Source organism: Saonia sp., from assembly GCF_056326165.1.
In genome coordinates this window covers 568,223-594,972 of sequence record NZ_JBWFBN010000001.1, presented here as the reverse complement: position 1 = coordinate 594,972, position 26,750 = coordinate 568,223, and the positions used below count along the sequence as shown (strand labels likewise).

At 34.6% G+C, this 26,750-nt stretch carries 28 protein-coding genes and 1 pseudogene; 7 read left to right on the top strand and 22 right to left on the bottom strand.

Annotation, left to right across the window (positions count from 1 at the left end; all coding sequences use genetic code 11):
- Both AC000W_RS02645 and AC000W_RS02640 read left to right on the top strand, forming a co-directional pair.
- A pseudogene (locus tag AC000W_RS02645) lies at positions 1 to 338 on the top strand (M56 family metallopeptidase); the annotation flags it as partial.
- Between the two features lie 105 nt (positions 339 to 443).
- Positions 444 to 1,544: a DUF4407 domain-containing protein gene (locus tag AC000W_RS02640; protein ID WP_474745783.1), complete on the top strand. Its 1,101-nt coding sequence runs from the start codon at positions 444 to 446 to the stop codon at positions 1,542 to 1,544.
- Positions 1,545 to 1,550: 6 nt separating this feature from the next.
- Here the strand turns inward: AC000W_RS02640 and AC000W_RS02635 are convergent, their stop codons facing one another.
- Genes AC000W_RS02635 through AC000W_RS02565 form a run of 15 tightly spaced genes read right to left on the bottom strand, consistent with a single transcriptional unit; the run spans position 1,551 to position 12,851 of the window.
- Entirely contained in the window at positions 1,551 to 1,913 is a 363-nt protein-coding gene (locus AC000W_RS02635; protein WP_474745781.1) for a VOC family protein, read from the bottom strand.
- Positions 1,914 to 1,934: 21 nt separating this feature from the next.
- Entirely contained in the window at positions 1,935 to 3,707 is a 1,773-nt protein-coding gene (locus AC000W_RS02630) for a MutS-related protein (RefSeq protein WP_474745779.1), read from the bottom strand.
- Positions 3,708 to 3,743: 36 nt separating this feature from the next.
- Positions 3,744 to 4,217 carry a DinB family protein gene (locus tag AC000W_RS02625; protein ID WP_474745777.1) on the bottom strand — a complete coding sequence of 158 codons (474 nt, stop codon included), beginning with the start codon at positions 4,215 to 4,217 and terminating at the stop codon, positions 3,744 to 3,746.
- Positions 4,218 to 4,222: 5 nt separating this feature from the next.
- Positions 4,223 to 4,582, bottom strand: coding sequence for an MmcQ/YjbR family DNA-binding protein (locus tag AC000W_RS02620; RefSeq protein WP_474745775.1), 360 nt, complete (start codon positions 4,580 to 4,582; stop codon positions 4,223 to 4,225).
- A gap of 1 nt (position 4,583) precedes the next feature.
- On the bottom strand, positions 4,584 to 5,108 hold the full coding sequence (locus tag AC000W_RS02615) for an N-acetyltransferase family protein (protein WP_474745773.1): 525 nt from the start codon (positions 5,106 to 5,108) through the stop codon (positions 4,584 to 4,586).
- 5 nt (positions 5,109 to 5,113) lie between these two features.
- The gene (locus AC000W_RS02610; RefSeq protein WP_474745771.1) at positions 5,114 to 5,509 is read right to left on the bottom strand and encodes a Dabb family protein; all 396 of its coding nucleotides are present in this window, start codon (positions 5,507 to 5,509) and stop codon (positions 5,114 to 5,116) included.
- Positions 5,510 to 5,513: 4 nt separating this feature from the next.
- A complete protein-coding gene (locus AC000W_RS02605; RefSeq protein ID WP_474745769.1) occupies positions 5,514 to 6,137 on the bottom strand; it encodes a DUF4230 domain-containing protein in 624 nt (207 codons plus the stop codon).
- Complete coding sequence (locus AC000W_RS02600) at positions 6,130 to 6,486, bottom strand: DUF4260 domain-containing protein (RefSeq protein WP_474745767.1); 357 nt, start codon at positions 6,484 to 6,486, stop codon at positions 6,130 to 6,132. The genes AC000W_RS02605 and AC000W_RS02600 overlap by 8 nt, the downstream gene beginning before the upstream one ends.
- A complete protein-coding gene (locus AC000W_RS02595) occupies positions 6,486 to 7,235 on the bottom strand; it encodes a cyclase family protein (protein WP_474745765.1) in 750 nt (249 codons plus the stop codon). Before AC000W_RS02595 ends, AC000W_RS02600 begins: the two co-directional genes overlap by 1 nt.
- 6 nt (positions 7,236 to 7,241) lie before the next feature.
- Entirely contained in the window at positions 7,242 to 8,387 is a 1,146-nt protein-coding gene (gene hemW, locus AC000W_RS02590; RefSeq protein ID WP_474745763.1) for a radical SAM family heme chaperone HemW, read from the bottom strand.
- Positions 8,388 to 8,391: 4 nt separating this feature from the next.
- Positions 8,392 to 8,946 (bottom strand): crossover junction endodeoxyribonuclease RuvC, encoded by a 555-nt coding sequence (ruvC, locus tag AC000W_RS02585; RefSeq protein ID WP_474745761.1) that lies wholly within the window; start codon positions 8,944 to 8,946, stop codon positions 8,392 to 8,394.
- Between the two features lie 2 nt (positions 8,947 to 8,948).
- A complete protein-coding gene (locus AC000W_RS02580; protein WP_474745760.1) occupies positions 8,949 to 9,425 on the bottom strand; it encodes a hypothetical protein in 477 nt (158 codons plus the stop codon).
- A gap of 44 nt (positions 9,426 to 9,469) precedes the next feature.
- A complete protein-coding gene (locus AC000W_RS02575) occupies positions 9,470 to 10,609 on the bottom strand; it encodes a tetratricopeptide repeat protein (RefSeq protein WP_474745759.1) in 1,140 nt (379 codons plus the stop codon).
- A 10-nt stretch (positions 10,610 to 10,619) separates the two neighbouring features.
- Entirely contained in the window at positions 10,620 to 12,446 is a 1,827-nt protein-coding gene (locus AC000W_RS02570) for a TonB family protein (protein WP_474745758.1), read from the bottom strand.
- Between the two features lie 12 nt (positions 12,447 to 12,458).
- A complete protein-coding gene (locus AC000W_RS02565) occupies positions 12,459 to 12,851 on the bottom strand; it encodes a BlaI/MecI/CopY family transcriptional regulator (RefSeq protein WP_474745757.1) in 393 nt (130 codons plus the stop codon).
- 127 nt (positions 12,852 to 12,978) lie between these two features.
- On the opposite strand from AC000W_RS02565, the gene AC000W_RS02560 reads away from it, so the two are divergent.
- On the top strand, positions 12,979 to 13,488 hold the full coding sequence (locus AC000W_RS02560) for a DUF456 domain-containing protein (RefSeq protein WP_474745756.1): 510 nt from the start codon (positions 12,979 to 12,981) through the stop codon (positions 13,486 to 13,488).
- A gap of 11 nt (positions 13,489 to 13,499) precedes the next feature.
- Positions 13,500 to 14,831 (top strand): serine hydrolase domain-containing protein, encoded by a 1,332-nt coding sequence (locus AC000W_RS02555; protein ID WP_474745755.1) that lies wholly within the window; start codon positions 13,500 to 13,502, stop codon positions 14,829 to 14,831.
- Here the strand turns inward: AC000W_RS02555 and AC000W_RS02550 are convergent, their stop codons facing one another.
- Complete coding sequence (locus AC000W_RS02550) at positions 14,832 to 15,383, bottom strand: nitroreductase family protein (protein WP_474745754.1); 552 nt, start codon at positions 15,381 to 15,383, stop codon at positions 14,832 to 14,834.
- 11 nt (positions 15,384 to 15,394) lie between these two features.
- The gene (locus AC000W_RS02545; protein WP_474745753.1) at positions 15,395 to 16,282 is read right to left on the bottom strand and encodes a LysR family transcriptional regulator; all 888 of its coding nucleotides are present in this window, start codon (positions 16,280 to 16,282) and stop codon (positions 15,395 to 15,397) included.
- 311 nt (positions 16,283 to 16,593) lie between these two features.
- Between AC000W_RS02545 and AC000W_RS02540 the strand changes: the two genes are divergently transcribed.
- A complete protein-coding gene (locus AC000W_RS02540; protein ID WP_474745751.1) occupies positions 16,594 to 18,714 on the top strand; it encodes a hypothetical protein in 2,121 nt (706 codons plus the stop codon).
- A 68-nt stretch (positions 18,715 to 18,782) separates the two neighbouring features.
- Positions 18,783 to 20,180, top strand: a complete 1,398-nt coding sequence (locus AC000W_RS02535) for a Gfo/Idh/MocA family oxidoreductase (protein ID WP_474745750.1) — start codon at positions 18,783 to 18,785, stop codon at positions 20,178 to 20,180.
- 2 nt (positions 20,181 to 20,182) lie between these two features.
- Here the strand turns inward: AC000W_RS02535 and AC000W_RS02530 are convergent, their stop codons facing one another.
- The gene (locus AC000W_RS02530) at positions 20,183 to 21,634 is read right to left on the bottom strand and encodes a tagaturonate reductase (protein WP_474745749.1); all 1,452 of its coding nucleotides are present in this window, start codon (positions 21,632 to 21,634) and stop codon (positions 20,183 to 20,185) included.
- Between the two features lie 7 nt (positions 21,635 to 21,641).
- Positions 21,642 to 23,294, bottom strand: a complete 1,653-nt coding sequence (locus AC000W_RS02525; protein ID WP_474745747.1) for a UxaA family hydrolase — start codon at positions 23,292 to 23,294, stop codon at positions 21,642 to 21,644.
- Between the two features lie 212 nt (positions 23,295 to 23,506).
- Between AC000W_RS02525 and AC000W_RS02520 the strand changes: the two genes are divergently transcribed.
- Positions 23,507 to 24,013 carry a hypothetical protein gene (locus AC000W_RS02520; RefSeq protein ID WP_474745745.1) on the top strand — a complete coding sequence of 169 codons (507 nt, stop codon included), beginning with the start codon at positions 23,507 to 23,509 and terminating at the stop codon, positions 24,011 to 24,013.
- 10 nt (positions 24,014 to 24,023) lie between these two features.
- On the opposite strand, the gene madM is transcribed toward AC000W_RS02520, so the two are convergent.
- From madM to AC000W_RS02505, 3 genes are read right to left on the bottom strand one after another with little or no spacing between them, the layout of a single operon-like run.
- Positions 24,024 to 24,773: a malonate transporter subunit MadM gene (gene madM / locus AC000W_RS02515; protein ID WP_474745744.1), complete on the bottom strand. Its 750-nt coding sequence runs from the start codon at positions 24,771 to 24,773 to the stop codon at positions 24,024 to 24,026.
- Positions 24,766 to 25,149: a malonate transporter subunit MadL gene (madL, locus tag AC000W_RS02510; protein ID WP_474745742.1), complete on the bottom strand. Its 384-nt coding sequence runs from the start codon at positions 25,147 to 25,149 to the stop codon at positions 24,766 to 24,768. The genes madM and madL overlap by 8 nt, the downstream gene beginning before the upstream one ends.
- Before the next feature lie 7 nt (positions 25,150 to 25,156).
- Positions 25,157 to 26,635, bottom strand: coding sequence for an acyl-CoA synthetase (locus tag AC000W_RS02505; protein ID WP_474745741.1), 1,479 nt, complete (start codon positions 26,633 to 26,635; stop codon positions 25,157 to 25,159).
- Positions 26,636 to 26,750 lie beyond the last annotated feature (115 nt).

Sequence of the window (26,750 nt, the reverse complement as noted above, 5' to 3'; positions counted from 1 at the left end):
AAGATGCGGAGCCTTTTCCAAATTTTCCTCCCCCTCCTACTGCTCCTAAAGCTCCAAGTACAGTAGGTCTTACGTCCACACCAGCGCCCGTTGTATTAAAAGGAGAGGTAAGCAATATTCCACCACCACCAGCGCCACCATCTCCCTTAGATCATGTAATTGCTATGGCAAAAAAGAACGCAACTTTTTACTATGAAGGAAAAGAAATTACATCGGACAAGGCAATTGCTCTATTAAAAAACAATAAAAGCATCAACATAGATACCAGAGATTCTAGCACAGACAAACCTGTGGTGAGGCTTTCCACCAAGCCCATAACCATAACCATAAAGAACTAATTAAAAACCATAATTGTTTGTTAAAGCCTCGTTTTTCGAGGCTTTTTGTGTAACAAATTTCCTTAAACCACGTTCTAATAGTCCATCAATCAATTGAACACTGTTATGATACAACGCTTTTTTATTCTCTGCTCAGGAGCAGATACCAACATTCTTAAAGATTGCTCCAACGGAGAACGCAATAAATATGCTGGCATTGGTGCTACAGTTTTTTTTACCGCAGTAATGGCATTTATTGCTAGTAGTTATGCACTCTACACTGTTTTCGACAACATCTATACCTCTATATTCTTTGGACTAATTTGGGGTTTACTTATTTTTAATCTAGACCGATTTATAGTTTCTACTATTAAAAAAAGAGACAGTTTTAAAAGTGAATTATTGCAAGCGTCACCTAGAATTATTTTGGCCATCATCATTGCCGTGGTTATTTCCAAACCCTTGGAAATGAAAATATTTGAAAAAGAAATCAATCAAGTATTGCTGGAACAAAAGAACGAACTCACCTTGGCCAACAAAGACCAAATTGCATTACAATACAATCCTATTATTGCAGGTTTAAATCAAGATATTTCAACCTTAAAAAATGAAATTGTCAATAAAGAAGCTGAAACAAATACTCTTTATGACATTTATATTTCGGAGGCTGAGGGAACGGCTGGGACCAAACTTTTGGGTAAAGGACCTGTTTATGAAGAAAAACGAGAAAAGCATGATGCTGCACTGGCAGAACTACAAGCTCTTAAAACAACTAACACTGAAAAAATTTCGGGTATTGAGACACAGATTGCAAATCTTAATTTAGAGTATACAGAAGCTGTAAACAACTCTCAACCCATTATAGATGGTTTTGATGGACTTATGGCGCGCATTAATGCCTTAGGAGAATTAGCATGGTTTCCATCTTTCTTTATTTTCCTATTATTCTTGGCAATTGAAACCTCCCCTATAATTGCAAAATTGCTGGCGCCAAAAGGCGAGTACGATTTAAAATTGGAAGAAGAAGAAAGTATTCTTAAAACTTGGATTACACAAAAAGTGGAGCAAAGAAAATTGCTGCTTTCTACGGATTCGGAGCTTAATGAAAAAATATATTCTGATATAAAATCTGAGGAGGAGCTTTATCTCTATAAGAAGAAAAAAACAGAAGAATTGTTAAAACTTCAGGCAAATCGTTTTCATGAAATCCAGATAGAGAACTTGTAGTTTTTTTTATTCCAATTTAAATTCTGGATTGTAAATAATTCCTATTATATTTCCCCAAGGGTCTTTTACAGAGGCAACTTCAATTTCACCTCCAACATTATGGGGTTTTTCATGCTCAGTTGCTCCATTTTGTAACAATTCAATGTATTTTGACTCAATATTTTTAACACCCCAATACGTTAAGATATTATCAGTTTTCTCCATATTTGATATCTCATTGGGAATCAATCCCAACTCATAACCCTCCACATTGAACCCAACATAAGATGGTTCGTCAAAATATGGCTGTATTTTAAATGCCTTAGAGTACCATTTTTTGGCTTTGACTAAATTTTCTACTTTATAAATGGTTGTACGCAATCCTAACATTCCCTTTTTTATTTTATATCATTATTCTACTATTCCCATCTTCTTCAATAAAAAAGAAGCATTCATATTCTGGCAAATACCTTCTTTAAATTTATAGTCAAAATGAAGCTCATCTTTTACTATTTCGGCATCAAAGTAGTAGTTTTTAACCTGCGTTAGCTCTTCTTCAATATCACACAGACTCAAATCATGCGTAGCTATGATTCCCGTAGAGTTGGAAGCCACCAATCTTTCCACAAACTTTCTTGAACCTTTGGCCTTGTCCGTACTATTAGTCCCTTTTAAAATCTCATCTAAAACAATAAAGTAACTGTCTGTCCCAATTTCATCTACAATAAACTTTAATCGCTTCAATTCAGAAAAAAAGTAAGATTCATCATCGGTCAAGGAGTCAGTGGTACGCATACTGGTAATTAATTTTATAGGGGAATACTCCGCTTTTGTAGCGCATACCGGGAGTCCCACATTTGCCATGACAATCTGTAATGAAACCGTTCTTAAAAAGGTGCTTTTGCCAGCCATATTGGCTCCAGTAATGATAAAAAATTGTTCTTTATCAATTGTAATTTTGTTAGGAATACTTTTTTTAGGGTCCAATAAAGGATGCGATGCTTCCTCTGATTTCAACACGGTTTTATCATCATTTATATCTGGAAAAGAATAGGTTGGATGATTGAATGTAAAGTTCCCTAAACTATTATATGCATCAAAAAAAGCGATGGTGGCGAACCACATATCGATATTAGAACTGTACTTTTCAATCCATCTCTCAATGTAAAAACACTGCCTTAAATCCCATAACAGAAACGCATTTCCAACAAATCCAATAAGCATGTTATTCCTCTGGTCCAAGGCATTTAATATTCTGGCAAAATCTTTTAATATTTTAGATGTTTTAAGGTTCTCCGAAACCACAGCCGTTTTCTTTTCTTTTAAAAGCTCCGATGAAAAGTTGGTGTTTTCAATCTCTAATATCAATTTTTGATATTGATGAAAAGTACTCTGTATTTTTGAAGTATCCGAGGACAGTTTCCCAATTTTTTTAAGATACTTCCCCGTAATGCCCAAACCAAGAAAAAACCATCCTACTACAATCCAGCCAGAAATAAAATCTAAAAAATAAATAGTAATAAGAATGGCGGAAAACACAGAAAATATATTGGGTAAATGCTGCATTATGCTTGGCACAAAACTCTTATAACTCCCCAACCACTTTAGAATGGTTTTATAAGAAGTCTCTGTTTTAACTAGACTAGCCACTGCCGAATATTCTTGTCTCCATTTTGGCATGTTAGCCAATTCCTCTATCGCCTCCTGTTTTTTCTCTATCTGAACAATGTTATTCTCTTTTAGTAAATCGGCTAAAATTTCACTTCCTTGCTTTAATACAGTTCTATTGGAGTATTGATAAAAAGAACCTTTACCGAACAAATCTATATCCTGACTAAAATGATGCAATGGGTCTTTATATTCATTTCCATCAGGCAAGTGGTGAAACTCTCTATTTAGTACTTCAATTTCAGTTTCATTGAGTTTAACTAACGCTTTTAGCTTATCTCTTTTGTATTGTAAATCTGAATGTCTAGAAACTAAAAAAAGAAAGGTGATTATGGTCACAAGTATAATGCCCGCTAATAGTTTAGCATTCCCAAATGCAAAATAAAAACCAATTGCAGCGATGCAAAAAACTGCCAAACGAAACATACTAGATGCAAACAGTCGTTCCTTAATTTGGGACAATTGTGTATCATGATTCTCAATTTGATTGGTATAGAAACTATATAAGTCTTTCATAAAAAAGAATCAATTGTTTAACTTGGACATATAGACTCAACTCTTCTTCATGGTATTGAGCATGGCTATTTGCCCTAGATGATAAATATCGTGTTGGGCAATACTACCTATAATTGGTTCAAAGTTATAATCTTTCCCGGGAACTTTTTTTGTAAGCAGTTCGTCCGAGGTATTACGCAATAAATCAATGATTTTGTATTGGGTTTTACGTAATTCTTCTTTTAATTGATTCCAATCCTCTTCACTTCTTATTTGTGTTTCTGACCAATCTTGGGGGCTATCGATTACAATATCATAATCCACATCTCCCTCTAACTTCTTTAGGACAAAAATTCTCCAATTCATGATATGCTGAACCAAAACAGCAATAGATTTTGACCCATAATCTACAGTATTAACATGTTGCCAAGGAATGGCATCCAGCTTTTTCATTACGGAAATACCATACCAAGGATTACCATCAAAAACTTCTTTTAAATTTTCTATGATATGATTTATTTTATTATTCACAATTTTTATTTAAGTGATTCTAATTCTGCTTTCAGTTTATTGGTGAGTTTAAAAACTACCAAATTATAGGAGTGGTCAACTAATTCTAAAATCAATTTTGATGGTAAATTTTCCAAATAAAGGGTATTCCAATGTACTTTGCTCATATGATAACCAGCCGTTATTTCACCATCATACTCCTCCCTAAGTTCAATGGCCCTTTCCGGATCGCATTTAAGATTTATTTGGGAAGGAACTCTTTCTAACGGTACTAAAGCAAACATTTTACCCATTACTTTGAACACCAAGGTGTCTGCATCAAAAGGAAATTCCTCAGTCACTCCTTTCTTTGTAATACAATACTCCCTAAATTCTTCAATGTTCATGTTACTTTATTAGTGCTTTTACGGTATTCCAAACAATTCTATGGGCTCTAATGGGTTTGTCCCCTATTTCTGTACTAGTAACAGTTTCAATATTTTTTCCGCCGACATGGTCATAAAAATCAATGGCTGCTTTATTGTTTTCCAACACCCACAGATACATTTTGGAATTAGGAAAGAGCCTAACTGATTCTATCGCAATTAATCCCATTAATTTAGAGCCGATTCCCTTGCCTTTAAACTTACTAGACACATGCAAATTATCTATAAATGTTCCATAAACAGCATCATCATTCATATAGGCGCACAAAAAACCACAAAATTCCCCTTCTTGTTCAGCCACAATAATATGCTGATTTGGTTTTGGTGATGCAAACCGCTCCTTCCAAACTCCAAGTCGCTCTTCCATAACCTCATTATCCAAAAAATAATCTGTAAAGTCGCCCCTATAGTTTTCTTGCCAACTTACTGCGTGCAAATGTGCAATGGCCTTATAATCTGCCTGTACAGCAAGCCGATACGTAATCATTAAAACTACTTTATAGTTTGAGAATCGTAAACAATTACCTTTTCCCAAAGGTCACTACATTCTTCCACAAAAAGCAAATGAGGCGGTTCTGATTGATACTTGGCCTGAGCCTCTGCTGACTCAAAAGAAACAATTAAAGAGAAGGTAAAAGAACCATCTACCACATCTCTAGATGCTTTTGGTGGTGTGCCAATAAATTGCGTTTTTGCATAGGCAGAGTTGTTCATAAATTTGGTAAGTGAAGCTTCAAATTTTGCTCTATCCTCTTGACTATCTGGATTTTTAAACCAAAAATAAACTGTATGGGCAAAGGCTGGGTCAAAGGTTTTCATATCGGTTTGATTTTGACCACAAGATACCATGGCCAGTGTTAAAATTAAAATTACTAGTGTGTTTTTCATTTCTCTATTTTTCTATAAATTGTTTTTCTCTATTTGAAATCTCCAAAGCAGAATAATCTAATTTCCATCCAATGGTTTCTACTATTTTTTCCATAATAAAAATAGCTTCCAAAGCTTCTTTACGCGCAGTTTCCATTAATCCACTTTCTGGAATTTTATCTTTTATATGTTGTTTAGCTTCTTGATTAAGAGTTGTTAAATCATTAGGAGAAAAAGTATTAAACAACCCGTTTTTAATATCATAAAACTGTAAGTCTGGCTCTATGGACAGTACTTCCGGCTCAGGAAAATTAGTGAGTTTAATTGTTTTTTTTGCATTATCCGCCTGCATCAATACTTTCTTTAAATCATATCCAATCTGTGCCTTCGCATTAATAACCATCAAAGCCTTCTTCTTACTGCTTACCAAGCTCATAAAATGCTCCTTGGTATTTTCATACTTATAAATTTCAGCAAAATCACCTTCAACTGAAATCAACTTACAAACACTTTTCATTTTTTCCAACAGCACGGTAGATTGATGCTCCGTTAATTCCTTGCTTTTCTTTTTACCAAAGAGCCCATAGCCCCAATACATAAGTATGGCACCTAGAACTAATCCCGCAAAAATTTCTACAAGACTATCCATTGTTTCCTATTTCCCCCAAATGTGTGTATTTAAATCCTTTATCATATTTTAATCCGTAACCAAAAATCCTATCAAAAGACGCATGTGAAAATAAAATAATTCCTATTAATTGCAGCAAAGAATTCTCTATATATATACCCAAAAGATAAAGTAAAATTGCTACTCCCTTGTGATGGAAAAGATTATATATAAATGCCCCAACCTTATTCCCAAACAAATAGCCCAGCATTCCAATATCTGGAGTTAATAGTAGTGCTAAAAACCACCACCACTCGTAGTTTAATTGACTAAAAAGGAATATACCTAGAACAAGCATTCCCAATTCTTCTATTTTTAATATAGCTTTCATTAATCTAAAATTTTATATAAAACAGGTCGGCTAGGACTTGCATCATTTTCAAAAGGAGCTACTTGAAGGTTTAGAAAATATGTGCCGTCTGCTATCGAATTTTTAACATAAATAAATTCTGTTATGGTAGCTTCTGTCCTAATTTTTCCTGTGGTATTCCAAAACGCATTATGAGAAAGCAAGGCTCCATTGTCCCTTTCCTTGTCTACTGATGGAAGGTCTATTAACAAATGTGCCACATTCTTCTTAACCAATAATTGTGCTGCCTCTTCACACAAATAAGGTGGATTTGTATTTGAATACTGTCTAGAAAATTTCTCCTTAGTATTGGGTAAAGTTCTTATAACAATTGCATCTCGTTTTTTGTTTCCTAACGCATATTGAAGCTGTTTTTTAGAAATAACAAAATCGTCTCCTTTTTTTTCTGGAGCAATAGTTATAACCTCAGCCAAAAAGAAAAACTGCTTTAAGTTTTGGTTGATGGAATAAAAACCCTCTGTAATATGTCCCACACATTCTGTATGCGTACCGTGTGCATGGGGATTAAATTGAATGTTATTGAAATTAACCGATGCTCCTTCTGATACTTTTATTTGTTGCCCATCTGCCACATGAGGGGCAATAATTGGAACATCTACATACCATGCATTTACATTAGATGCTTTACCATGTAATGGCATAGAAATATCCAACGGCTTAGAAAGGTCAATAGTATGATTTTTACTGTTATATTTTAATATTGCAATCATGTAACTCTAATTTACCATAAATAAGCTTGATGAAAGCCCATCACTCAAAAATTTTCCTTTATCAGTAGTAAAAAGTAGATTTTTTTCAATTTTTAAAGTTCCGTTTTCAATATGATTTTTGGCTTCTTTTAGAATATAATTATGATATTTTTCTCCAAAATTTGATTGAATTTTAGAAAGTGAAACTCCCCAAATAGTCCGTAAGCCTGTCATTACATATTCGTTGTATTGGTCCATTATGGATAATTCTTCCACTTCAATGGGCAACTCCCCTTCCATGATGGACTTAATATATTTTGTATTGTTTTTAACATTCCAACCTCTTTGTTTTCCATTAAAGGAATGCGCCGATGGACCAATGCCCAAGTAATTTTTTCCTTGCCAGTAGGATGTATTGTGCTTGGAGAAAAAACCTGACTTTCCAAAATTAGAAACCTCATAACAGACATAGCCAGCCTTTGTTAATTTATTCACAAGAATATTAAAATGGGCTGATGTTACCTCATCCTCTACAGGTGTAATAGTTCCCTTTTTAATAAAATTTGCCAATACGGTTTTAGGCTCTACAGTTAGGGCATAACTGGAAACATGAGGCACCTTAAAAGACAATGCTTTCTCAATATTTTTTTCCCACTTTGCATTGTTCATATTAGGCATTCCATAGATGAGGTCAATAGAAATATTATCAAAATACTGCGTGGCCTCAACCAAGCATGCTTCCGCTTCTTTTGCATTATGTGCACGGTTCATTAGTTTTAAATCATCCTCAAAAAAAGATTGAATACCAATGCTGAGGCGATTGATTCCTATATCCTTATAATCTTTAAAAACAGAAGTTCTCGACTCCGCTCTAACAGACAACAAGTCATCTGGGTTAGCTTCCAAAGTAATCTCTGAATGCTCTGATACCTTATAATTTGAATGAATAGTATCTAACAATAATTGCAACTCTTCTTTTGTTAATATTGAAGGTGTTCCCCCTCCAAAATAAATGGTTTCAACTACCTCCTTATGTTCATCTTTACGAAGCTGCAGTTCTTTTACAATGGCTTCTATCATTTCTTCTTTTTTCTTCAACGAAGTTGAAAAATGAAAATCACAATAATGACACGCCTGTTTGCAAAAAGGGATGTGAAGATAAATACCAGACATTGAATTATTTTTTTACTCTAGAACTATTTTGCTTTACAAAAGCGTCCCACCCAGAATATGATTTTCCAACTTCAATTCTACCTTGGTTATAAAAATGGCATACAGCTGCTGCTAACCCATCTGTGCTATCCAAATTCTTGGGAAGAGTTTTTAGTCCCAATGTACTTTGTAACATTTTAGCAACTTGCTCTTTACTCGCATTTCCATTCCCAGTAATAGCCATTTTAATCTTTTTGGGCAAATACTCAGTTATAGGAATTTGTCTAGAAAGTCCCGCTGCCATTGCTACTCCCTGAGCGCGACCGAGCTTTAACATGGATTGTACATTCTTTCCAAAAAAGGGAGCTTCAATAGCTATTTCGTCTGGATGATAGGTATCTATTAATTCTATAGTTCTTTCAAAAATAAGCTTGAGTTTAGTATAAGGGTCATTGTATTTTGATAGTAAAAGTTCATTCATTTGAACAAACTCCATCTTTTTATTCATCACTTTAATAATGCCAAAACCCATGATGGTAGTCCCCGGGTCTATTCCCAATATAATTTTTTCTTGTACCAATTTTAGTTTGTATTTACAATTATTGGGATTCTAAACTTTGCCGTAACCGGTATTCCTCTTTTTATGGCAGGTTCCAAATGAGGCAAGCTTTTTAGGCTTTGTCTAATGACCCCATCAAATTCGGGTAATTGGCTCTGGATTTCTTCATTTTTTTCCATATCCACCACAGATATTTTCCCAGCATCATCAATTAGAAAATCTAAATAGAGAGTATCAACAATATCCGATTCCAAGTTAAATTCAAATTCTTTTAAGATAGATGAAAAATGAGCCAACAAAGTATCTTGAAAACATTCTCTTTGTTCGGGTTTGGATACAGTCTCATCACAATTATCAAACAAAGGGTATTGATCTACATCGTTCCAATCAATGGCTAACATTTCTTGGCTTACCAATTTTTGAGTCTTGGTTTCTTTGGATTCAAATAAATGACAAGAAACCAATAGCAATAAAAATCCTATAACCCAAAGCTTGCGCATGTAACACTGTATTCTTTGGGGAAATTACGATTTTTTAAGGTATTTTAATCCACTGTGAAGTGGATTTCCTCTTTAAGCTCTTTAATGCGTTTTTTGGCATAACTACTAAAGTAACTCTTTTCCTCACCTACTTTCTTCATAAGTCTTTCATAATATTCTAATTTTACTTTAGGGTCTTTATAGTAGTCATCTGCCAATACACAGACTTGGTAATATGCAATTGTATTTGAGGTGTCTTCTTGATATGCTTTTTTATAATAGTCAAAAGATTCTTTTATTTTACCTTGCTGTTTTGCCAAACGGGCCAATGCACTATATTCTTTACTTAAAATTGGTGTTTGTTCTTCTATTGATTTTTTTATGTACATCGCTGAACTGTCCAATTGCTTTTTTTTTGCATATACCTCGCCCAAATTAAAAAAGGCCTCTGCTCTTGCTGTATCAAAATCCAAAAGTTTGGTATAACTATTTTTTGCTTTCTCAAACTCCCATAATTTATAATAGGCATACCCCATTTTTTGGTAGATATGTGGTTTCTCCTCACCCAACTCCAATAATCTTTCAAACTCGTTGGCAGACTCTTCATACTTGCCATTATTAAAAAGTGCCAATGCCTTTAGGTTGATAAGGGAGACATCAGCGGGATATTCCCGAAGTCCAACATTCAAAATCTCAATGGCTCTATTATCTTCTTGTTGAGCAACAAAGTGTTTCCCTAATTGAAAAATACTTCTAAGATGGGTGCTATCAAGAGTAATAGCTTTGTTAAAAGCTACTACGCTTTCTACGAATTTTTCTTGCTGCTGTAACGATCTTCCTAAATAGTATTGGTATTCTGGATTGTTCTTATTCTTTTTAATCAAATTTTCAAAAACAAATTGAGCCTCGGGGAAGTTCTTTATTTTAAAATACAGTTTTCCCAATTCAAAATACCCAATTATTTGGCTACTGTCTTTGCCCACTAAGCTTTCATATTGCGCAATAGCCTTATCATGATTGCCAATAGCATTGTAAGCCCTGGCAATCTGTAAATCTGATTTTAAAGAGCCCTCCTTTGCATACTCATTAATGGCATGGTTGTAATTGCCCAATGAATACAGGCTATCTGCAACGCTCAAAGCCGAAGTCTGAGCTTCGGCTTTAAAACAAGTTAAAATTAAAAATAGTATTGCTGCTTTTTTCAAATATTTTTTGTTAAAGTTTAAAAGTAATTGGTATAGAATAAGCAACATTTACACTTTCCCCATTCTTTTTTCCTGGCTCTAACTTTGGCAGCCTCTTTATTATACGTTCAGCTTCATTTTCTAACAATTCATGTGGCCCTCTTTTTTTTATATCAATGATATCACCTGATGAAGAAATGGTGAACAATAAATTTACCCGCCCTTGAAGACCCTGCTCTTGAGCTTCTTTTGGATAGTTAAAATGTTTTTTAATATGGTTTATCATTTCTTCATTAAAACAGGCTCTCTTATTTTCTACATTTTTGCAGTTGGGGAAAATTGGGACTTCATCCACCTTGGCAAAGGGAATAGTTTTTTCTTCCTGTATGTCAATAACTTTATCAGAATCCTTTTTTGGTGTTTCAACTAGCTCTTTTTTGAATACAAGAAATGAATATGATCCATCTGTTACAACTATATTTCTGTGCTCATTCCCTTTATTAAAAACCTCATCCATTTTATCATTAAAAACCTTTACTTCCTTACCTGTAAAGTCTTTAATATCATCCACTTTTAATACATATGAACCCGTAGGGTAGCTGTCATTATTTTCTAGCAAAACAACATTTTGCTCATAAGCTCTAATGGAAATTTTTAGGTTCTCATCCAATAAATTAAATGCTTTTTTTCTTAAAACATAACTTTCATATCTTTCAGTTGTAGGCAACAACCACTTTGACCTAAAGTCATTAATATAATTTCCTTCTGATTTTAATTTTTCATATAACTCATTAAAATGAAGATTGGCTAAAATCTCAGATTTAAAATATTCTTCTTTTGTGAAAATTGATGAATTACTATCATGTCCTATCATCCATAAAGAGTTTTTAGCAACTTCTAAGATTGTTCCTCTCAGCTTAACCTCCTTTTTAATTTCCTCAGTAATTCTATTTGTAAGTTCTTTATCTTCTATTGTTTGCTCATCACTTGCACTGTTCATTTGGGCTGTTGATGAAGTATAAAACAACATTCCTACTACCATAGGCACCAATGCCAAATACTTTAATTGATAAACTCTTTTTGATTTTTGTTTTTGTAACATGACGATTCGTTTTTTGATTAATGATGATTTAAAAAATGGATTGACAAATGATATATTTTGTGTCTGAAAAACTTGGGACAACAACAATTGGTAGTGTTCCTTTTTATGGGTTTTGGAAACCTGGGAATCAGCAATAAATTCGTGCAGTTCGGATATTCTGCTCTGGTATATGTAGACCAAAGGGTTAAACCAACCTACAATGCGCATCAACTCAAAAAACAACAAATCCAAAGAGTGTTTTTGCTTTATATGCACCAATTCATGCTGGATTATACTTTTATACTCTTCTTCCTTTATTTGGTCTCCCATAAAAATGGTTTTAAAGAAAGAAAATGCCACTTTACTCCGTTTTATCAAGACTCTGGTGAAGTCCTTAAAATAATGTACTTCACCTCTACTTCTTAAGCTTCTAATTTGATACATTTTATATACAAAGAGTACTATCGCCAGCACCATTCCTCCCAAAAGAATTGCAAACTCCCAAGAAATGTTAAAAACACTGGAAGGTTTTGTTTCAGAAAGTACCCCTTCTTGCATATTCATCCCCCATAAATATTCTGGATATGCTATAAACTCTTGGGGAAGATTCGTTTTAAACGCTTCTATTTTTACCCATGGAAGAACAATGGAAAGTACATACGTCCCTATTAAATACACTCTGTTCCATTGAAAAAATGTTTCTCTTTTTAAGAATAGGTCATAGATGACCATAAACAACAATTGAAATGCAATGCATTCTAATATATACTGTATCATTGGAACAAGTTTTTAATTGCCTTCTTTTTTATTTGGATCTGCCGGATCGGCAGCTTTTTTGATGTCCTTTAAAATGGATTCCAGTTCAGAAAGGCTCATATCATTCTTTTTCATAAAAAAAGAGACCATACTCTTAAAGGAACCTTGAAAATACCCATCTACCAATTTATTGATAGACTGGTTGCTGTAATCCGATTTCTTTACCACAGGAAAATACTCATGTCCTTTTCCAACCTTTTCATAATCTACAAAACCCTTGCTTTCTAGAATACGAACAATGGTAGATACCGTATTGTAAGCTGGCTTGGGTTCTGGTAATTCTTCCATAATAGAAGCAACATTGGCTTTGTCCAATTGCCATAAAATCTGCATTACTTCTTCTTCTGCTTTTGTTAGTTGTTTCATTTTTTGAACTAAGTCTTTAGTTTAATAAAAATCAAATATAACTAAAAAATTAGTTTAAACTAATTTTTTAGTTATATAATTTTGTAACAAATAGAAACTATCTTCGTCAAACAAGTAAATTGTTATTGTGGATATTGCACTTCTTATTATAGGTTTCATATTTATGCTGGTTGGCATTTTAGGTAGTTTTCTGCCCGTATTGCCCGGCCCTCCCTTAAGCTGGATTGGCTTACTGCTTCTCTATTTAACCAAGGCCATCCCAGATGATTGGTGGTTTTTGGGTACAACTTTAGCCGTTGCCCTCATTGTGTTTGCCTTGGATTATATTATTCCTGCTATGGGAACCAAAAAATTTGGTGGAACAAAAGCTGGGATGATTGGCACTACTATTGGGCTTTTAGTAGCTATCTTTTTTCCTATTCTTGGAATATTCGGAATCATTATCTGGCCATTCGTTGGTGCTTTGGTAGGTGAATTAATGAACAAGGCTGATCAAAAAACAGCTGTTAAAGCTGCATTTGGTTCTTTTATTGGTTTCCTTACTGGTACTTTTCTAAAATTTTTGGTGGCAATAGTTTTTCTGGGATTGTTTATATCCAAAGCATGGGAATATAAAGGGGTCCTTTTTCACTTTTAAAAAAATAGAACATGAAAAATATTTTTTCTATTACAAAACCGCTTTTCTTTTTAATCTCTTTTTTTAGTTTTTTTACCCAAGCTCAGGAATTAAATATCGCTAAATTGGACAGTCTTTTTGATGCTCTTGAAAAGAATGACCGTTATATGGGAAGTATTGCCATGTCTCTTAACGGCCAAACAATTTACACCAACTCTATTGGGTATGATGATTTTGATTCTAAAAAAGAATCTTCTCTAAATACAAAGTATAGAATTGGTTCTATTTCTAAAATGTTTACATCTGTCCTCATTTTTAAGGCTATTGAAGAAGGAAAAATCAATTTAGAACAAACATTAGACACTTATTTTCCGAGTGTAGAAAATTCAAGTCAAATTACCATTGGCAATCTCTTGAACCATAGAAGTGGTATTTATAATTTCACCAACGACCCTAATTATTTAAGCTGGAACACTCAACCCAAAACCAAGGTGGAGCTTCTTGAAATTATTAAGAAAAATAAAAACGTTTTTAAACCCAATAGTAAAAGTGAATATAGCAACTCTAATTATGTGTTACTGACATTTATTTTAGAGAAAATTTATAAAAAATCCTATACAGAACTTGTGGAAACCTACATAACCGAACCTGTAGGACTAAAGAACACTTATGTTGGTGATAAAATTATTTTGGCCAATAACGAGAGTAATTCTTATAAATATGTGGGTCAATGGGAAAAGGAAAATGAGACCGACATGTCCATCCCTTTGGGCGCTGGTTCTATGGTGTCCAACCCAACAGATTTAAATCAATTTATAGAAGCTCTTTTTGCCCATAAGCTTATTTCAGAAAAAAGTCTTTCCCAAATGACTACCATACAAGATAATTATGGAATGGGCATATTTCAATTTCCATTTTATAAAAAAAAGAGTTTTGGGCATACAGGTGGGATTGATGGTTTTTCTTCTTTTTTGGGATTTATCCCAGAAAATGGCTTGTCAATTTCCTTAATATCTAATGGTTCTAATTATAACGGGAACGATATTTTAATAGGTGCTCTAAGCTGCTTTTATAATAAACCTTATGAAATTCCTGCCTTTTCTTCATTTGAAGTTAGTAAAGAGGATTTAACCAGTTATTCGGGTACTTATTCCTGTTCTCAACTTCCTATTAAAATAACAGCTTCTTCTAAAAATGGCACATTGGTAATCCAAGCAACTGGCCAACCAGAATTTCCTCTGGAAGCCATAGGGAAGCATACTTTTGAAAATAGACAAATTAAGGCTGTTTTGGAATTCGTCCCTCAAGAAAATAAGTTTACGCTAAAGCAAGGAGGTGGAGAATTTCTCTTTAAAAAAGAATAATTACAACCACTGGGTTTTTTCTTCAATAGATCCTTTTATTCCTTCTTGAAGTTCTCCATCATAATATCCCATATAGAAAAACCCCAAGCATTTTTCACCTTCATTAAAATCAAAAAAACCATCCATAAATTTAATAAGTCCAGGAGAGCTCCAGTAACTACCTATTCCCTTCTCGGCACAACAAAGCCACATATTTTGAACAGCCATGGCTGTCGCGGCAATCTCTTCCCATTCTGGCAGGCTTTCATTTGGGTCCCGTTGCATACAAATTGCAATTACAGCTGCTGATTTATTAGGGTTCTCCTGTAATTTTTTAATCGTAATTTCCTTTGGCTTAGCATCTTTTTCTTGGTATGTGTCAGATAAAAATTTCCCCAAAGCCGTTTTACTTTCACCCATCAATACTTTAAACCTCCATGGCTCTGTTTTTTTATGGGTAGGAGCCCAATTCGCTGCCTCCAAAATTTCTTCAATATCAGATTTACTGATTGGTTTATCATTATACTGTGCAGGGAATACGGAGCGTCTCTTCTTTATTAAATCAAAAATCATATCAATTTTATTTATCTATTTAACAATAAATCCAAGCAGTGACCTAATGCCGGATTTCTATTATCCTCTTTCCATAATACGGAAAGAACCGTGCGTTGGGGAATATTCTTCAACTTTATAAATTTCACTTTCATATGAAACCCAAATTGTAAGGAGGTTGGCACCACAGATACACCCAAATTATTTTCTACCATTTTCATGATAGTATGCGCGTTCACAGATTTGTGAACAACGTTTGGCTTAAAACCAGCATCCTGACAAATATCCATCACTGTATCATAATATGTGGGGCTATATTCTTTAGAAAATAGCACGAATGGTTCACTGGCAAGCTGTTCTATACCAACAAAGTCCCTAGTAAGCATGGGGTAACTTTCTGACATAACTACTGAAAAACTGTCTTTAAAAACAGGTTCTGCCGTAAGGCCTTGTGGTATTTTCTTTAGACGTACAAAACCAATATCTAATTTATTTTTTAAAATGGATTCAATTTGCAACCCATTTCCCATTTCTTCTAATTTGGTCTTAATTCCAGGAAACTTATATCTAAGTTTTGAAAATAAATCTGGTATTACGGACTGCATAGCAGAACCCAGAAAGCCAATTCTTACCTCCCCAAAATTTCCAGCTTCAATCAGTTGTAATTGATTTTTTGTTTGCTCCAAATGATTGAACATGTACTCAATTTCACCCTTTAAATAAGTTCCTGCAGGTGTAAGTGAAACTTTTTTATTTTTTCTAAGAAACAATTGCACCTCCAAAATCTCTTCCAGCTGCTTAATTTGCCTACTAAGACCAGGTTGGGAAATGGAAAGTTTAATAGCTGCCTTTCTAAAATGAAGTTCATCGGCAACCGCCATAAAATAATTAAAATGTCTAAGTTGAAGCTGTTGAGCCATAAATCGTAGGTTACCTTTTACTTATTTCATCCAAACTTAGTAAATAAACACAGGATACAAAAAAAGCCTTCCTTTATGGAAAGCCTTTCATTGGTTAAATTACAACACATTGTAATTTTTACCAGCTCCAATTAAAATTGAAGCTCAACACAACAGTGCAAATATAGTAAAGGTTTTTAATTTAAAGGTGCCATTTCTAATTATAGATATTCCCAAATAACCAGACATTTCATTATATTCTAAAAGTTTAAAAACTTTATTCTATCCCTTTTTGTACCTTAAACACCCTTATAAATTGATATTGTTTAAAGATGAATAAGTATACTTCGCTGTTGTTTTTGTTTTCAATAGTCACTTGGGGGCAATCAATAATTGACCGTCAAGCCGTGGTAACAAGACATACAGTACATATTACGGAAGCCGACACTTTGAATTCTCTAACGCTTGGAAACGGGAAATTTGCCATGACAATGGATGTTACTGGCTTACAGACTTTCCCTTCTATATATCAAAAAGGAATTCCTCTGGGAACTATGAGTGAATGGGGCTGGCACAATTTTCCAACTACTGGGAATTATACTATTAAAGAAACCTTACAATCCATAAATTCACATGGAAGGCAAGTGCCCTATGCCCGCCAATGGCCCTCAAGCACAGAAGCTGGAAAAGCATCAGATTATCTTCGTCAAAATCCACATCGCATACATCTAGCCAGCATTGGATGGTTTATTAAAAAAGCAGATGGAACAAGAATAAATATTTCAAAAGTTAAAAAGATAAATCAAAGACTAGATTTATGGAATGGTGAAATTATCAGCAATTTTGAAGTTGAAGGTGTTCCTGTTCAAGTTATTTCCTTTGTTGCCCAAAAAAATGATATTCTAGGAGTAAGAGTAAAGAGCCCCTTAATAAAAGAAGGTCGTATTGGATTGGCCGTTAAATATCCATATCCCACTAATACTTTCTTAGATGAGGCTGCAAATTATGATTCAAACGAATCAAAACGATTAGTCCTAAATCCTATTGATCAAAAAAATATTTCTATTGAAAGAAATATAGATAACACACATTATTTCACTTTTTTATCCTCCTCTATAAACCTTAAGTCTACGCCTAAATACCACGATGGGTTTCAAATAACCCCAGATAAGGATGTAGACACATGGTCTTTCCTGATTAACTTTTCTGAACATAGTAAGAATATAACCTCTACCAATTTTAATGATTTAAGAGAACAAACAATATCTAGTTTTCACTCCTTTTGGAACACGGTAGGAATAATAGATTTTGGAGAAACAAAAGACCCTAGGGCTTTTGAATTGGAACGAAGAATGATACTTTCCCTCTACCTTACCAAAATAAATTGTGGTGGCAGTTCTCCTCCGCAAGAAACAGGATTAACATACAATTCCTGGTATGGAAAACCCCATATGGAAATGAGCTGGTGGCATGGAGTGCATTTTTCATTATGGAACCAACCTGAGGTCTTGGAAAAACAAATGGAATGGTTTTTCAGAAGTAAAGAAACAGCAAAACAACTAGCCAAAAGACAGGGGTTTAAAGGTGTTAGATGGCAAAAAATGACTGATGCTAACGGTGGGGAAACCTCTTCCTCTATAGGGTCTTATCTTATATGGCAACAACCTCACTTTATTTATTTTTCAGAATTAATTTATCAAATAAAAAAAGAGAAGGGCATTCTTGAAAAATATTACCCATTGTTGGAGAAAACAGCAGATTTTATGGCAGATTTTGCATGGTACGACCCAAAATTAAAACGATATATTTTGGGACCAGGAGTTATTCCTGCCCAAGAGAGGTTTGACCCAGAGGTTACCTTTAACCCAACTTTTGAACTTGCTTATTGGAGATGGGGATTGGAAACGGCGCAAAAATGGCGAATAAGATTGGGCATGAATAGAAACAGCAAATGGGATGAAGTTTTGCTGAACCTCTCGTCTTTACCACAAAAAGAAGGTTTATATCTTGCTACAGAAAGCACACCAGATTCTTATACAGAATCAAAATTTATGACAGACCATCCCAGTGTCTTGGCTACCTATGGAATGCTACCAGCTACAAATGACCTAAATAAAGAAGTCATGAAAAATACCTTTGAAAAAATACTTTTAGATTGGAAATGGGACGAAACTTGGGGATGGGATTTTCCAATGACCTCTATGACCGCAACTAGATTAGGGTTTCCAGAAAAAGCAGTAAACACTTTGCTTATGCCAATTTCCACAAATACTTATTTAAAGAACGGACACAACTATCAAAATAAAACGTTGCGATTGTATTTGCCAGGAAATGGTGGTTTTTTAACCGCCTTGGCTATAATGGCTGTAGGCACTTATGAAACAAAAGAAAATATTTCCTCATTCCCAGAAAATTGGAAAGTCAAAATTGAGGGGATTAGCAAATTACATTAAAACACGCCCTTAATTTCTACACAATCAATTTATTGCGTAAATTAATCGAGCAAAATAAAAATCAACCTATGACCATTTCAAGAAGGAATTTTGTTACATCATTGAGCATGCTTGCCGCCAATACGGCATTTCCTATTTCATCATTTAATTTTGATACTTCAAAAAAACTTCGCGTTGTGCTTGTTGGCACAGGAATACGGGGTATAAGCTTTTGGGGGAGAAGACTTGTACAAGAGTATTCAGATATTCTTGAGTTTGTTGGTTTAAGTGATATTAACCCGGGAAGACTGGAGTTTGGAAAAGAATATATAGGTGCAGATTGCCCCACCTTTATAGATTTTGATGAAATGTTGGCCAAGACAAATCCAGATTTACTTATTGTGACCACTAAGGATTCCACGCATCATCAATTTATTATAAAAGGATTGGAAAAAGGGTGTGATGTTCTTACAGAAAAACCACTTACCATTGATGAAGAAAAGTGTCAGGCTATTTTAGATGCAGAAAGAAAATCTGGCAAAAATTTAATTGTTGGTTTTAATTATCGCTGGAGCCCTTATAGTACTAAAATAAAAGAACTACTTGCTAATAATGCCATAGGAAAACTAACTTCAGTAGATTTTCATTGGTATTTAAACACCTATCACGGTGCTTCCTATTTTAGAAGATGGCACGGACAAAAAGATGAAGGAGGTTCATTATGGGTACACAAATCCACACATCACTTTGATTTACTTAATTGGTGGATAGACTCTGACCCCAATGAGGTTTTTGCTTATGGTGATTTAGAACATTATGGTTCTAACGGTCCTTTTAGAGGTAGCAATTGCAGAAGTTGTGAGCATAAAACCAAATGCGATTTTCATATGGACATTACCAAGGATAAACACTTAATGGATTTATATGTAGCCCATGAGAAGCATGATGGATATATTAGAGACAATTGCTTGTTTAGGAATGAGATTGATATTTATGATAAAATGTCGGCCCAAGTAAGGTACACCAACAACGTCACCTTAAATTACTCGCTTACCACCTATTCTCCATATGAAGGTTGGAAGGTTGCCTTTAATGGTACTAAAGGAAGGATTGAAGCCTGGTTAGACATTCCCTATCATGAAAACATAACTGTAAACCAGGCAGAAATGCACGCCAAAGAAATGGAGCAATCTGCTATGGACGATGTTAAAAACGAGCCTATTATAGTTCATAAACTTTGGAAAGATTTTGACGTTGTCAATGTTCCCACAGAAAAAAGCGGTCATGGTGGTGGAGATGGTCGTTTACAGGATAAAATTTTTAAAACTGCTGACACAAAAGACCCTTACGACAGAGCTGCAGGAAGTAGAGACGGTGCTATGTCCATTTTAATTGGCATTGCCGCTAGAAAAAGTATTGAATCTGGAAATCCGATAAAAATTGGTGAATTGACCGATTTAGAACCTATGGAAAAAAGAATTATCTAGTTCTAATGGATTACTTCTAGTGTTTTGGTAATACCGTTGTCCATGATGCTCTGAGTATAGTTAGCTACTGTATTTGATAATCCTGGAATTTCATTCAGGTTTTCTTGCCATATTTTTTCATTGGATAATATCGAGGTAATCATTTCAATCAAGGTAAATTCCTTTGAATCATACTTTCCCCAAGTCATTGAAAAGAAGGTAACAACCTCAGGTATGTCTTTTACGGATATTTCTTTCTTTTGATACACTCCTTTGTAAAAGCAAATTAAAGCTGATAATGCAAACACAATTCTTTTAGGCAAATTATGTTCTATGACTATATATTCTTTTAATGTTGGTAGTAATCTAGTTACAAACTTGGAAGTGCTATTCAAAGAAATACTAAGTAGCTGATGCTTAATTGTTTTATTTCTAAATCGATTAAGAACATCTAAAACAAATACTTTTTTCACTTTATCCGAAAAAGCCAATGTTGTGCAAACTTCATTAAGTAGCAAAGCTTCTATATAGAAACACAATGCCTTGTTTTCCATAACATCACTTACCAAATTCAACCCAGTTAAATACCCCACAGGAACCATAGCTGTATGAGCTCCATTAAGAATTTTTACCTTCATTTCTCGGTAAGGTTTTAAGTCCTCAACAAATTGAACGCTTAAGTCTGTTTGGTAAAACGGAAGTTCTTTTTGTATTTCTTTTGGCGCTTCAATAATCCAACTGTGGTAATACTCTCCAGCTACCAATAAATCATCTTTATACCCTAATTCTTCTTGGATTTTACTAGCTCTATCCTTTGGATATCCAGATACAATTCTATCTACCAGCGTATTACAGAAATAATTATATAATTGAATCCAATCTTTAAATCCCTTTTCAAGATTCCATAAATCCGCGTATTGTAAAATAGTTTTCAGCAAAACAGATCCATTGTTTTCAATAAGTTCACAGGGTAAAAAAATACATCCTTTTGTTGCGTCCCCATTAAAATACTGAAACCGATGATGTAGCCATAGTGTTAATTTTGCCGGGAATTCTTTAGGTGGAACATCATCTTTTTTATCATTTTTATTAAATACTATTCCGGCTTCTGTTGTATTGGAAACTATAAAGCGAATAGTTTCATTTTCTGCCAAACTCATATATACTTCCCATTCCAAATATGGATTTATAATCTGCTGAACACAACTTATCAGTTTCTTTTTTTGAACAAGTTTTTCATTTACAATCCCATCTAAAACAACAGTAAAAAGACCTTCTTGGTCCCTAAATTCTTCATAATTTCCTCTTTCAGTTGGCTTAACGATTGTGACACCTGCATTAAAATTTGCTTCTTCATTAAGAATCTGTATCATCCAATCCACAAAAGCCTTCAGAAAATTACCGCCACCAAATTGCATTACCTTAATTGGTGGTTCCGAGTTATTTTCTAGTAAACTTCTATTTAGTTTTTGCATTAATCTCTTATAATGAAACGCCTCGTCTCCATGGAATAAAATCTTTCTGGCTATTTGCAACAGCCTTTGCAACAATATTTCCACTTGCCACATCTATAATATACTCCAACATTTTAATTCCCATAGAAGCAATGGTATCTTCTCCAGTAATTACAGTACCCGCATTAATATCAATAATATCGTTCATCTTCTTATTTAATGTGGTATTTGTAGCTATTTTAACTACTGGCGCAATTGGATTTCCTGTAGGTGTTCCCAATCCTGTTGTAAAGGCAATAATATTACAACCAGAACCCGCCAGCCCTGTAGTACTTTCCACATCGTTCCCAGGTGTACACAGTAAATTCAGCCCAGGTTTAGTAATTTTTTCTGCATAATCCAATACTTGGACAACTGGTGAAGTACCCCCCTTTTTGGCCGCTCCTGCAGATTTCATGGCATCGGTAATAAGTCCGTCTTTTATATTCCCAGGTGATGGATTATTTTCAAAACCAGAACCTACTGCAATAGCGGCATTGGAATACGACCTCATAATATGTGCAAACTTCTTTGCATCTTCTTTAGTGGTACATCTATTGATTAATTCCTGCTCCACACCATTAAGTTCAGGGAACTCAGAAAGCACAGCAGTTCCTCCCAGCGCAACTAATAAATCTGATGCATAGCCTAAGGATGGATTGGCAGAAATTCCTGAAAAACCATCTGAACCTCCACACTCTAACCCCAAAACCAACTTACTTAAAGGGGCTGGTTTACGCTCTATTTTGTTTGCTTCAGTTAAACCAATAAATGTTTTTTTAACAGCCTCTTCAATTAGGTTTTTCTCCGTTTTAAGTTTTTGCTGTTCTAAATAGTAAATAGGTTTAGAGAAATTTGAATTTTTTGCTTTTATAGCCTTTTCTAAAAGTTCAATTTGAGCATTTTGGCAGCCTAAACTCAGGATAGTAGCACCCGCGACATTGGGGTTTGTAATATACCCTGCCAATAAATTACACAAGGTTTCAGAATCTTGTCTTGTTTCACCACAACCTCTATCGTGTGTTAAAAACTGAATCCCGTCTACATTAGTGAAAACTCTATTCTGTTCTACCTCTTCCTTTGTTGTAACAATTGGTGTGTTGTATAATTCTTCGGAGGAAGCTCCTTCCTTATATCCATTTATTAAACTTGAAACATCTACCGAAAAATCTTTGTTAGTATTGTACCCCAAAGCATCGGATAATATCTTTTCCAATACTTCAACATTCTTATTCTCACAAAAAACCAATGGAATTACTAGCCAATAATTTGCAGTGCCAACACTGCCATCAGCTCTGTGATACCCCTTAAATGTAGTATTCTCAAATTTTGAAACATCTGGTTTTGACCATGAATATTTCTCTGAAGATTCTTGATATTCTGATGCTGCATGCTTTACATTGTTAGTTGTAATTGCATATCCTTTAGGAATATTAGCTATTGCCCGCCCTATTAAAACACCATACATAATTATCTGATCTCCAACACCAAAATTGGTTAATGTAAACTTGTGTTTTCCCTTAATGGTTTCTTTTAAAAGAATTTCTTGATTGTTCACAATTGCTTTTGAGCCTTTGCCCATATCAAACAAAGCAACAGCAACATTATCTTTAGGATCTATTTGCAAATAAGTTTTTGACATTAAGGTTGGTTTATAAATGAAAGAATCTCAAAATATAAATCTACAATAAATGAATGCACAAAAAAAGCCTTTAGCATATGCAGAAAAGCTTATCCTTATAATAAGAATGATTAGAATTTACATCTGCACCACCTTTTTAATTGGTTTTACAACAAAAATAGTTGCTACCCCAAAGAAGATTTTAGTTTTGCACCCAACCAATATCAATATCAATGAAAAACATTTGTCTTACATTCTTCTTAATTTTTTTAGGAATAGGGCTGCATGCCCAAGAAGGGTTTAAACTCGGAATTCAAGGTGGATTGCCATTCAATGATTTTAATAATGAAGTAAGTCTATCTGTTGGGCTAGATGTTGGATATGTTTGGACACCAGCAGAATTCTTAGACCTTGGTATTATGACAGGGTTTATTAATGGTTTTGCAGAAACCTTTCATTCTGATGTGATACTTACAGACTTGCCCAATGTTCAATTTGTTCCTGTTGCTGGTTCTATAAGAATATGGCCATCAAACTCTTTCTCTTTGGGGGTTGAGGCTGGCCAAGCTTTTGGCATAAATGAAGACAATGAGGGTGGACTATATCTTAGACCTCTTATAGGATACTTAATGGGTCCTAAAACTGAGGTAAATGTATCTTACACTACTATAAAATTAGACAACAAATCTTGGACAACTGTAACCCTTGGAATACTCTATACGTTTAAATCCGATTGGTAGAAACCTCTAGCTAAACAAACACTGCTTTTACAATAAAATAAAATATTGAGGGGCAGAGAAGACATCCTAAGCCTGTATAAAAAGTGGCCGTAAAAGCTCCATAAGGTACAAGTTTGGGATCTGTGGCAGCCAATCCTGCCGTTACGCCACTTGTGGTACCTATCAATCCCCCAAAAACTACTGCAGAATGTGGATTGTTCAACCCAATGGTTTTGGCAACCAAAGGAGTGCAAATAGTGGCGACAATAGTCTTTACAATACCCGTAGCAACACTAATTGCAATAATCTCAGAACTTACTCCCAATGCGGACCCTGTAATGGGGCCAACAATATAGGTGCATGCACCAGCCCCAATCGTGGCAAGTTCTTCAGGGTTTTCATATCCCATAAAATATGCCATAACAACACCAAGAAAAAAAGAAAAAAAGACGCCCATAAACAACGAAACTACCCCGGCAAATCCTGCGCTCTTTATCTTATTTATGTCCACACCCATAGCGGTTGCAACAACGGTAAAATCTCTTAGCATTGCGCCTCCCAATAATGCCATACCTGTAAATAAAGGAATGTCCGAAATTCCTTTTTTATTTCCAAAAAAAGCAAGTGACAAACCCAATATGACAGCAATGGCCACACCTGGAATTCGATTGTTGGTTAAAATTTTTGATATCCAAAACGAGAACAACATGATAAGCCCAACAAATAAAAATGCAAATATTAGCCCGTTCTTTGCTATGACCTTGTCTATAATTTCAATCATTCTCTTTGCTTTTTGGAAGCTCTTTTTTTCCAATCTTGGAAATTAGCGGCACTAAAAAAAAAGCTCCAATGGTGACAATGACTCCTGCCACAAGGGCAATCAACCCCCCTGAGACGGCCGCTTTCACATTTAAGGTTGCTGCCATAGCAACTATCACCGGAATGTACATGGCACTCCAAAACAATATACCTGCTGTGGTTTCAGTTTTCATCCATCCCTTTTTCCTCATATAGGAATTTGAAAAAATGAGCAATATCATTGCAAATCCCACACCCCCAACATCACTATCAACACCTACAACTTTTCCAACAAGATTTCCAAGGAATTTTCCAACTAAAAAACATAATGCCAACAAAGCAACCCCATATATTTTCATAACCTTCTTATAAAAACATTTTTTTTAGCTCATTCTTCGTTACTTTCCCCATTACATTTCTAGGTAGATTTTTTTGAAAAATATATGTTTTAGGTAATTTATACGAAGGCAATTTTTCTTTGAGCCAATCCTTTAGCTCATCAAGGTTAAGTTCATCTGATGAAAGAATTAAACTTGCTCCAATAATTTCACCCCATTCCTCATTAGGGATGCCAACTACTCCACAGTCTTTTACCAAAGAATGTGAGCGTAAAACTTCTTCTATTTCCAATGCAGAAATTTTATAGCCCCCAGATTTGATAATATCAACAGAATTTCTTCCAAGAATTCTATAACTACCATTACTATATGTTGCAATATCCCCTGTTTTAAACCATCCATCAGGGGTAAAAGTATCCTTTGTGGCTTGGGGTCTTTTCCAATATTCCTTAAATACGTTTGGTCCCTTGACCTGAATTTCACCTGAAGCTCCTTCATTAATTTCATTATTGTTCCCGTCTGCCAACCTAATTTGAACTTGGGGCAGAGGCTGTCCAATATGGCCTGGCCTTCTTTCCCCATCATATGGATTGCTTATGGCCATTCCCATTTCTGTCATTCCATAACGTTCCAATAAAGTATGTCCGCTTATTTGTTTCCAATTATTCATTACAGAAATAGGAAGTGCTGCCGATCCAGAAACCATTAATCTAAACTTTTGCAAGGCCTTTGAAATCTGTTTTTGTCTTTCTTTGTTTAAAGTATTATAGTGAGCAATTAGCTTGTAATATATTGTAGGAACGGCCATAAAAACATTAACGTCTCCTTCACTAAAAATACCAAAAACCTTATCGCCATTAAACTTGTTGAGAAACTCACAACAAGCCCCAGACCATAGGGCACAACTCAATACATTGACAATACCATGAACATGGTGCAAGGGTAGCACATTTAAAATATGGTCCTTTTGGCTCCATCCCCAAGAGCCTACCAAGGAAGTTATTTGAGCTTCAATATTCATATGCGTGGTGACCACACCTTTAGGGTTGCCAGTTGTTCCACTGGTATATAAAATCATTGCTCTCTGATTAGGGTCAACATTAGGCAAAGTCCCTTTTTTCGGGCTGAATTTTTCAGACTGAAGAAATATAATTTCTGTCGAGATTTTTAATGGCGATAGAAGCAATTCAAATTCTTTGGAATAAACAATTGTAGAGGCATTGGTATCCTCAATCACATATTCTATTGAAGATAATGGATGCTTGGTACAAAGAGGGACTACTATTCCGCCAGCCCGCCAGATTCCCCATTGTATAGCTACATACTCAAACCCTGAAGGTACAAGAAAGGCAATTCTTGCTTCACCAAGGTCTTGCTTTCCATTTAAAAGTGTTAGTGCAACATTTTCAGAAGCTTCTAAAAGTTGTTGATAGGTATAAGAAACACCTCCACTTTTAATTGCGATATGTTTACTATTATTCTGGGCATTTTGAATTAAAGTAATCATTATAGTTAGTTATGCTGGCTTAAGATAAGTAAAATTAGTTGAAATTCTTAGCAGACTTTAAGGTTGCTTTCTAAATAAAGATGGCCTGCGCTTTTAACTTTATTGGATGTTGAAA

Bases quoted from the DNA above. Each gene is read 5' to 3' on its own strand.
- AC000W_RS02605 (WP_474745769.1), bottom strand. From the start codon at position 6,137: ATGGATAGTCTTGTAGAAATTTTTGCGGGATTAGTTCTAGGTGCCATA.
- AC000W_RS02600 (WP_474745767.1), bottom strand. From the start codon at position 6,486: ATGAAAGCTATATTAAAAATAGAAGAATTGGGAATGCTTGTTCTAGGT.
- hemW (WP_474745763.1), bottom strand. From the start codon at position 8,387: ATGTCTGGTATTTATCTTCACATCCCTTTTTGCAAACAGGCGTGTCAT.
- AC000W_RS02550 (WP_474745754.1), bottom strand. From the start codon at position 15,383: ATGATTTTTGATTTAATAAAGAAGAGACGCTCCGTATTCCCTGCACAG.
- AC000W_RS02615 (WP_474745773.1), bottom strand. From the start codon at position 5,108: ATGATTACGTATCGGCTTGCTGTACAGGCAGATTATAAGGCCATTGCA.
- AC000W_RS02580 (WP_474745760.1), bottom strand. From the start codon at position 9,425: ATGCGCAAGCTTTGGGTTATAGGATTTTTATTGCTATTGGTTTCTTGT.
- madM (WP_474745744.1), bottom strand. From the start codon at position 24,773: ATGATTGAAATTATAGACAAGGTCATAGCAAAGAACGGGCTAATATTT.
- AC000W_RS02595 (WP_474745765.1), bottom strand. From the start codon at position 7,235: ATGATTGCAATATTAAAATATAACAGTAAAAATCATACTATTGACCTT.
- AC000W_RS02545 (WP_474745753.1), bottom strand. From the start codon at position 16,282: ATGGCTCAACAGCTTCAACTTAGACATTTTAATTATTTTATGGCGGTT.
- madL (WP_474745742.1), bottom strand. From the start codon at position 25,149: ATGAAAATATATGGGGTTGCTTTGTTGGCATTATGTTTTTTAGTTGGA.
- AC000W_RS02530 (WP_474745749.1), bottom strand. From the start codon at position 21,634: ATGCAAAAACTAAATAGAAGTTTACTAGAAAATAACTCGGAACCACCA.
- AC000W_RS02640 (WP_474745783.1), top strand. From the start codon at position 444: ATGATACAACGCTTTTTTATTCTCTGCTCAGGAGCAGATACCAACATT.
- AC000W_RS02635 (WP_474745781.1), bottom strand. From the start codon at position 1,913: ATGTTAGGATTGCGTACAACCATTTATAAAGTAGAAAATTTAGTCAAA.
- AC000W_RS02565 (WP_474745757.1), bottom strand. From the start codon at position 12,851: ATGAAACAACTAACAAAAGCAGAAGAAGAAGTAATGCAGATTTTATGG.
- AC000W_RS02520 (WP_474745745.1), top strand. From the start codon at position 23,507: ATGAAAAACATTTGTCTTACATTCTTCTTAATTTTTTTAGGAATAGGG.
- AC000W_RS02630 (WP_474745779.1), bottom strand. From the start codon at position 3,707: ATGAAAGACTTATATAGTTTCTATACCAATCAAATTGAGAATCATGAT.
- AC000W_RS02505 (WP_474745741.1), bottom strand. From the start codon at position 26,635: ATGATTACTTTAATTCAAAATGCCCAGAATAATAGTAAACATATCGCA.
- AC000W_RS02570 (WP_474745758.1), bottom strand. From the start codon at position 12,446: ATGATACAGTATATATTAGAATGCATTGCATTTCAATTGTTGTTTATG.
- AC000W_RS02535 (WP_474745750.1), top strand. From the start codon at position 18,783: ATGACCATTTCAAGAAGGAATTTTGTTACATCATTGAGCATGCTTGCC.
- AC000W_RS02610 (WP_474745771.1), bottom strand. From the start codon at position 5,509: ATGAAAAACACACTAGTAATTTTAATTTTAACACTGGCCATGGTATCT.
- AC000W_RS02620 (WP_474745775.1), bottom strand. From the start codon at position 4,582: ATGAACATTGAAGAATTTAGGGAGTATTGTATTACAAAGAAAGGAGTG.
- AC000W_RS02525 (WP_474745747.1), bottom strand. From the start codon at position 23,294: ATGTCAAAAACTTATTTGCAAATAGATCCTAAAGATAATGTTGCTGTT.
- AC000W_RS02555 (WP_474745755.1), top strand. From the start codon at position 13,500: ATGAAAAATATTTTTTCTATTACAAAACCGCTTTTCTTTTTAATCTCT.
- AC000W_RS02540 (WP_474745751.1), top strand. From the start codon at position 16,594: ATGAATAAGTATACTTCGCTGTTGTTTTTGTTTTCAATAGTCACTTGG.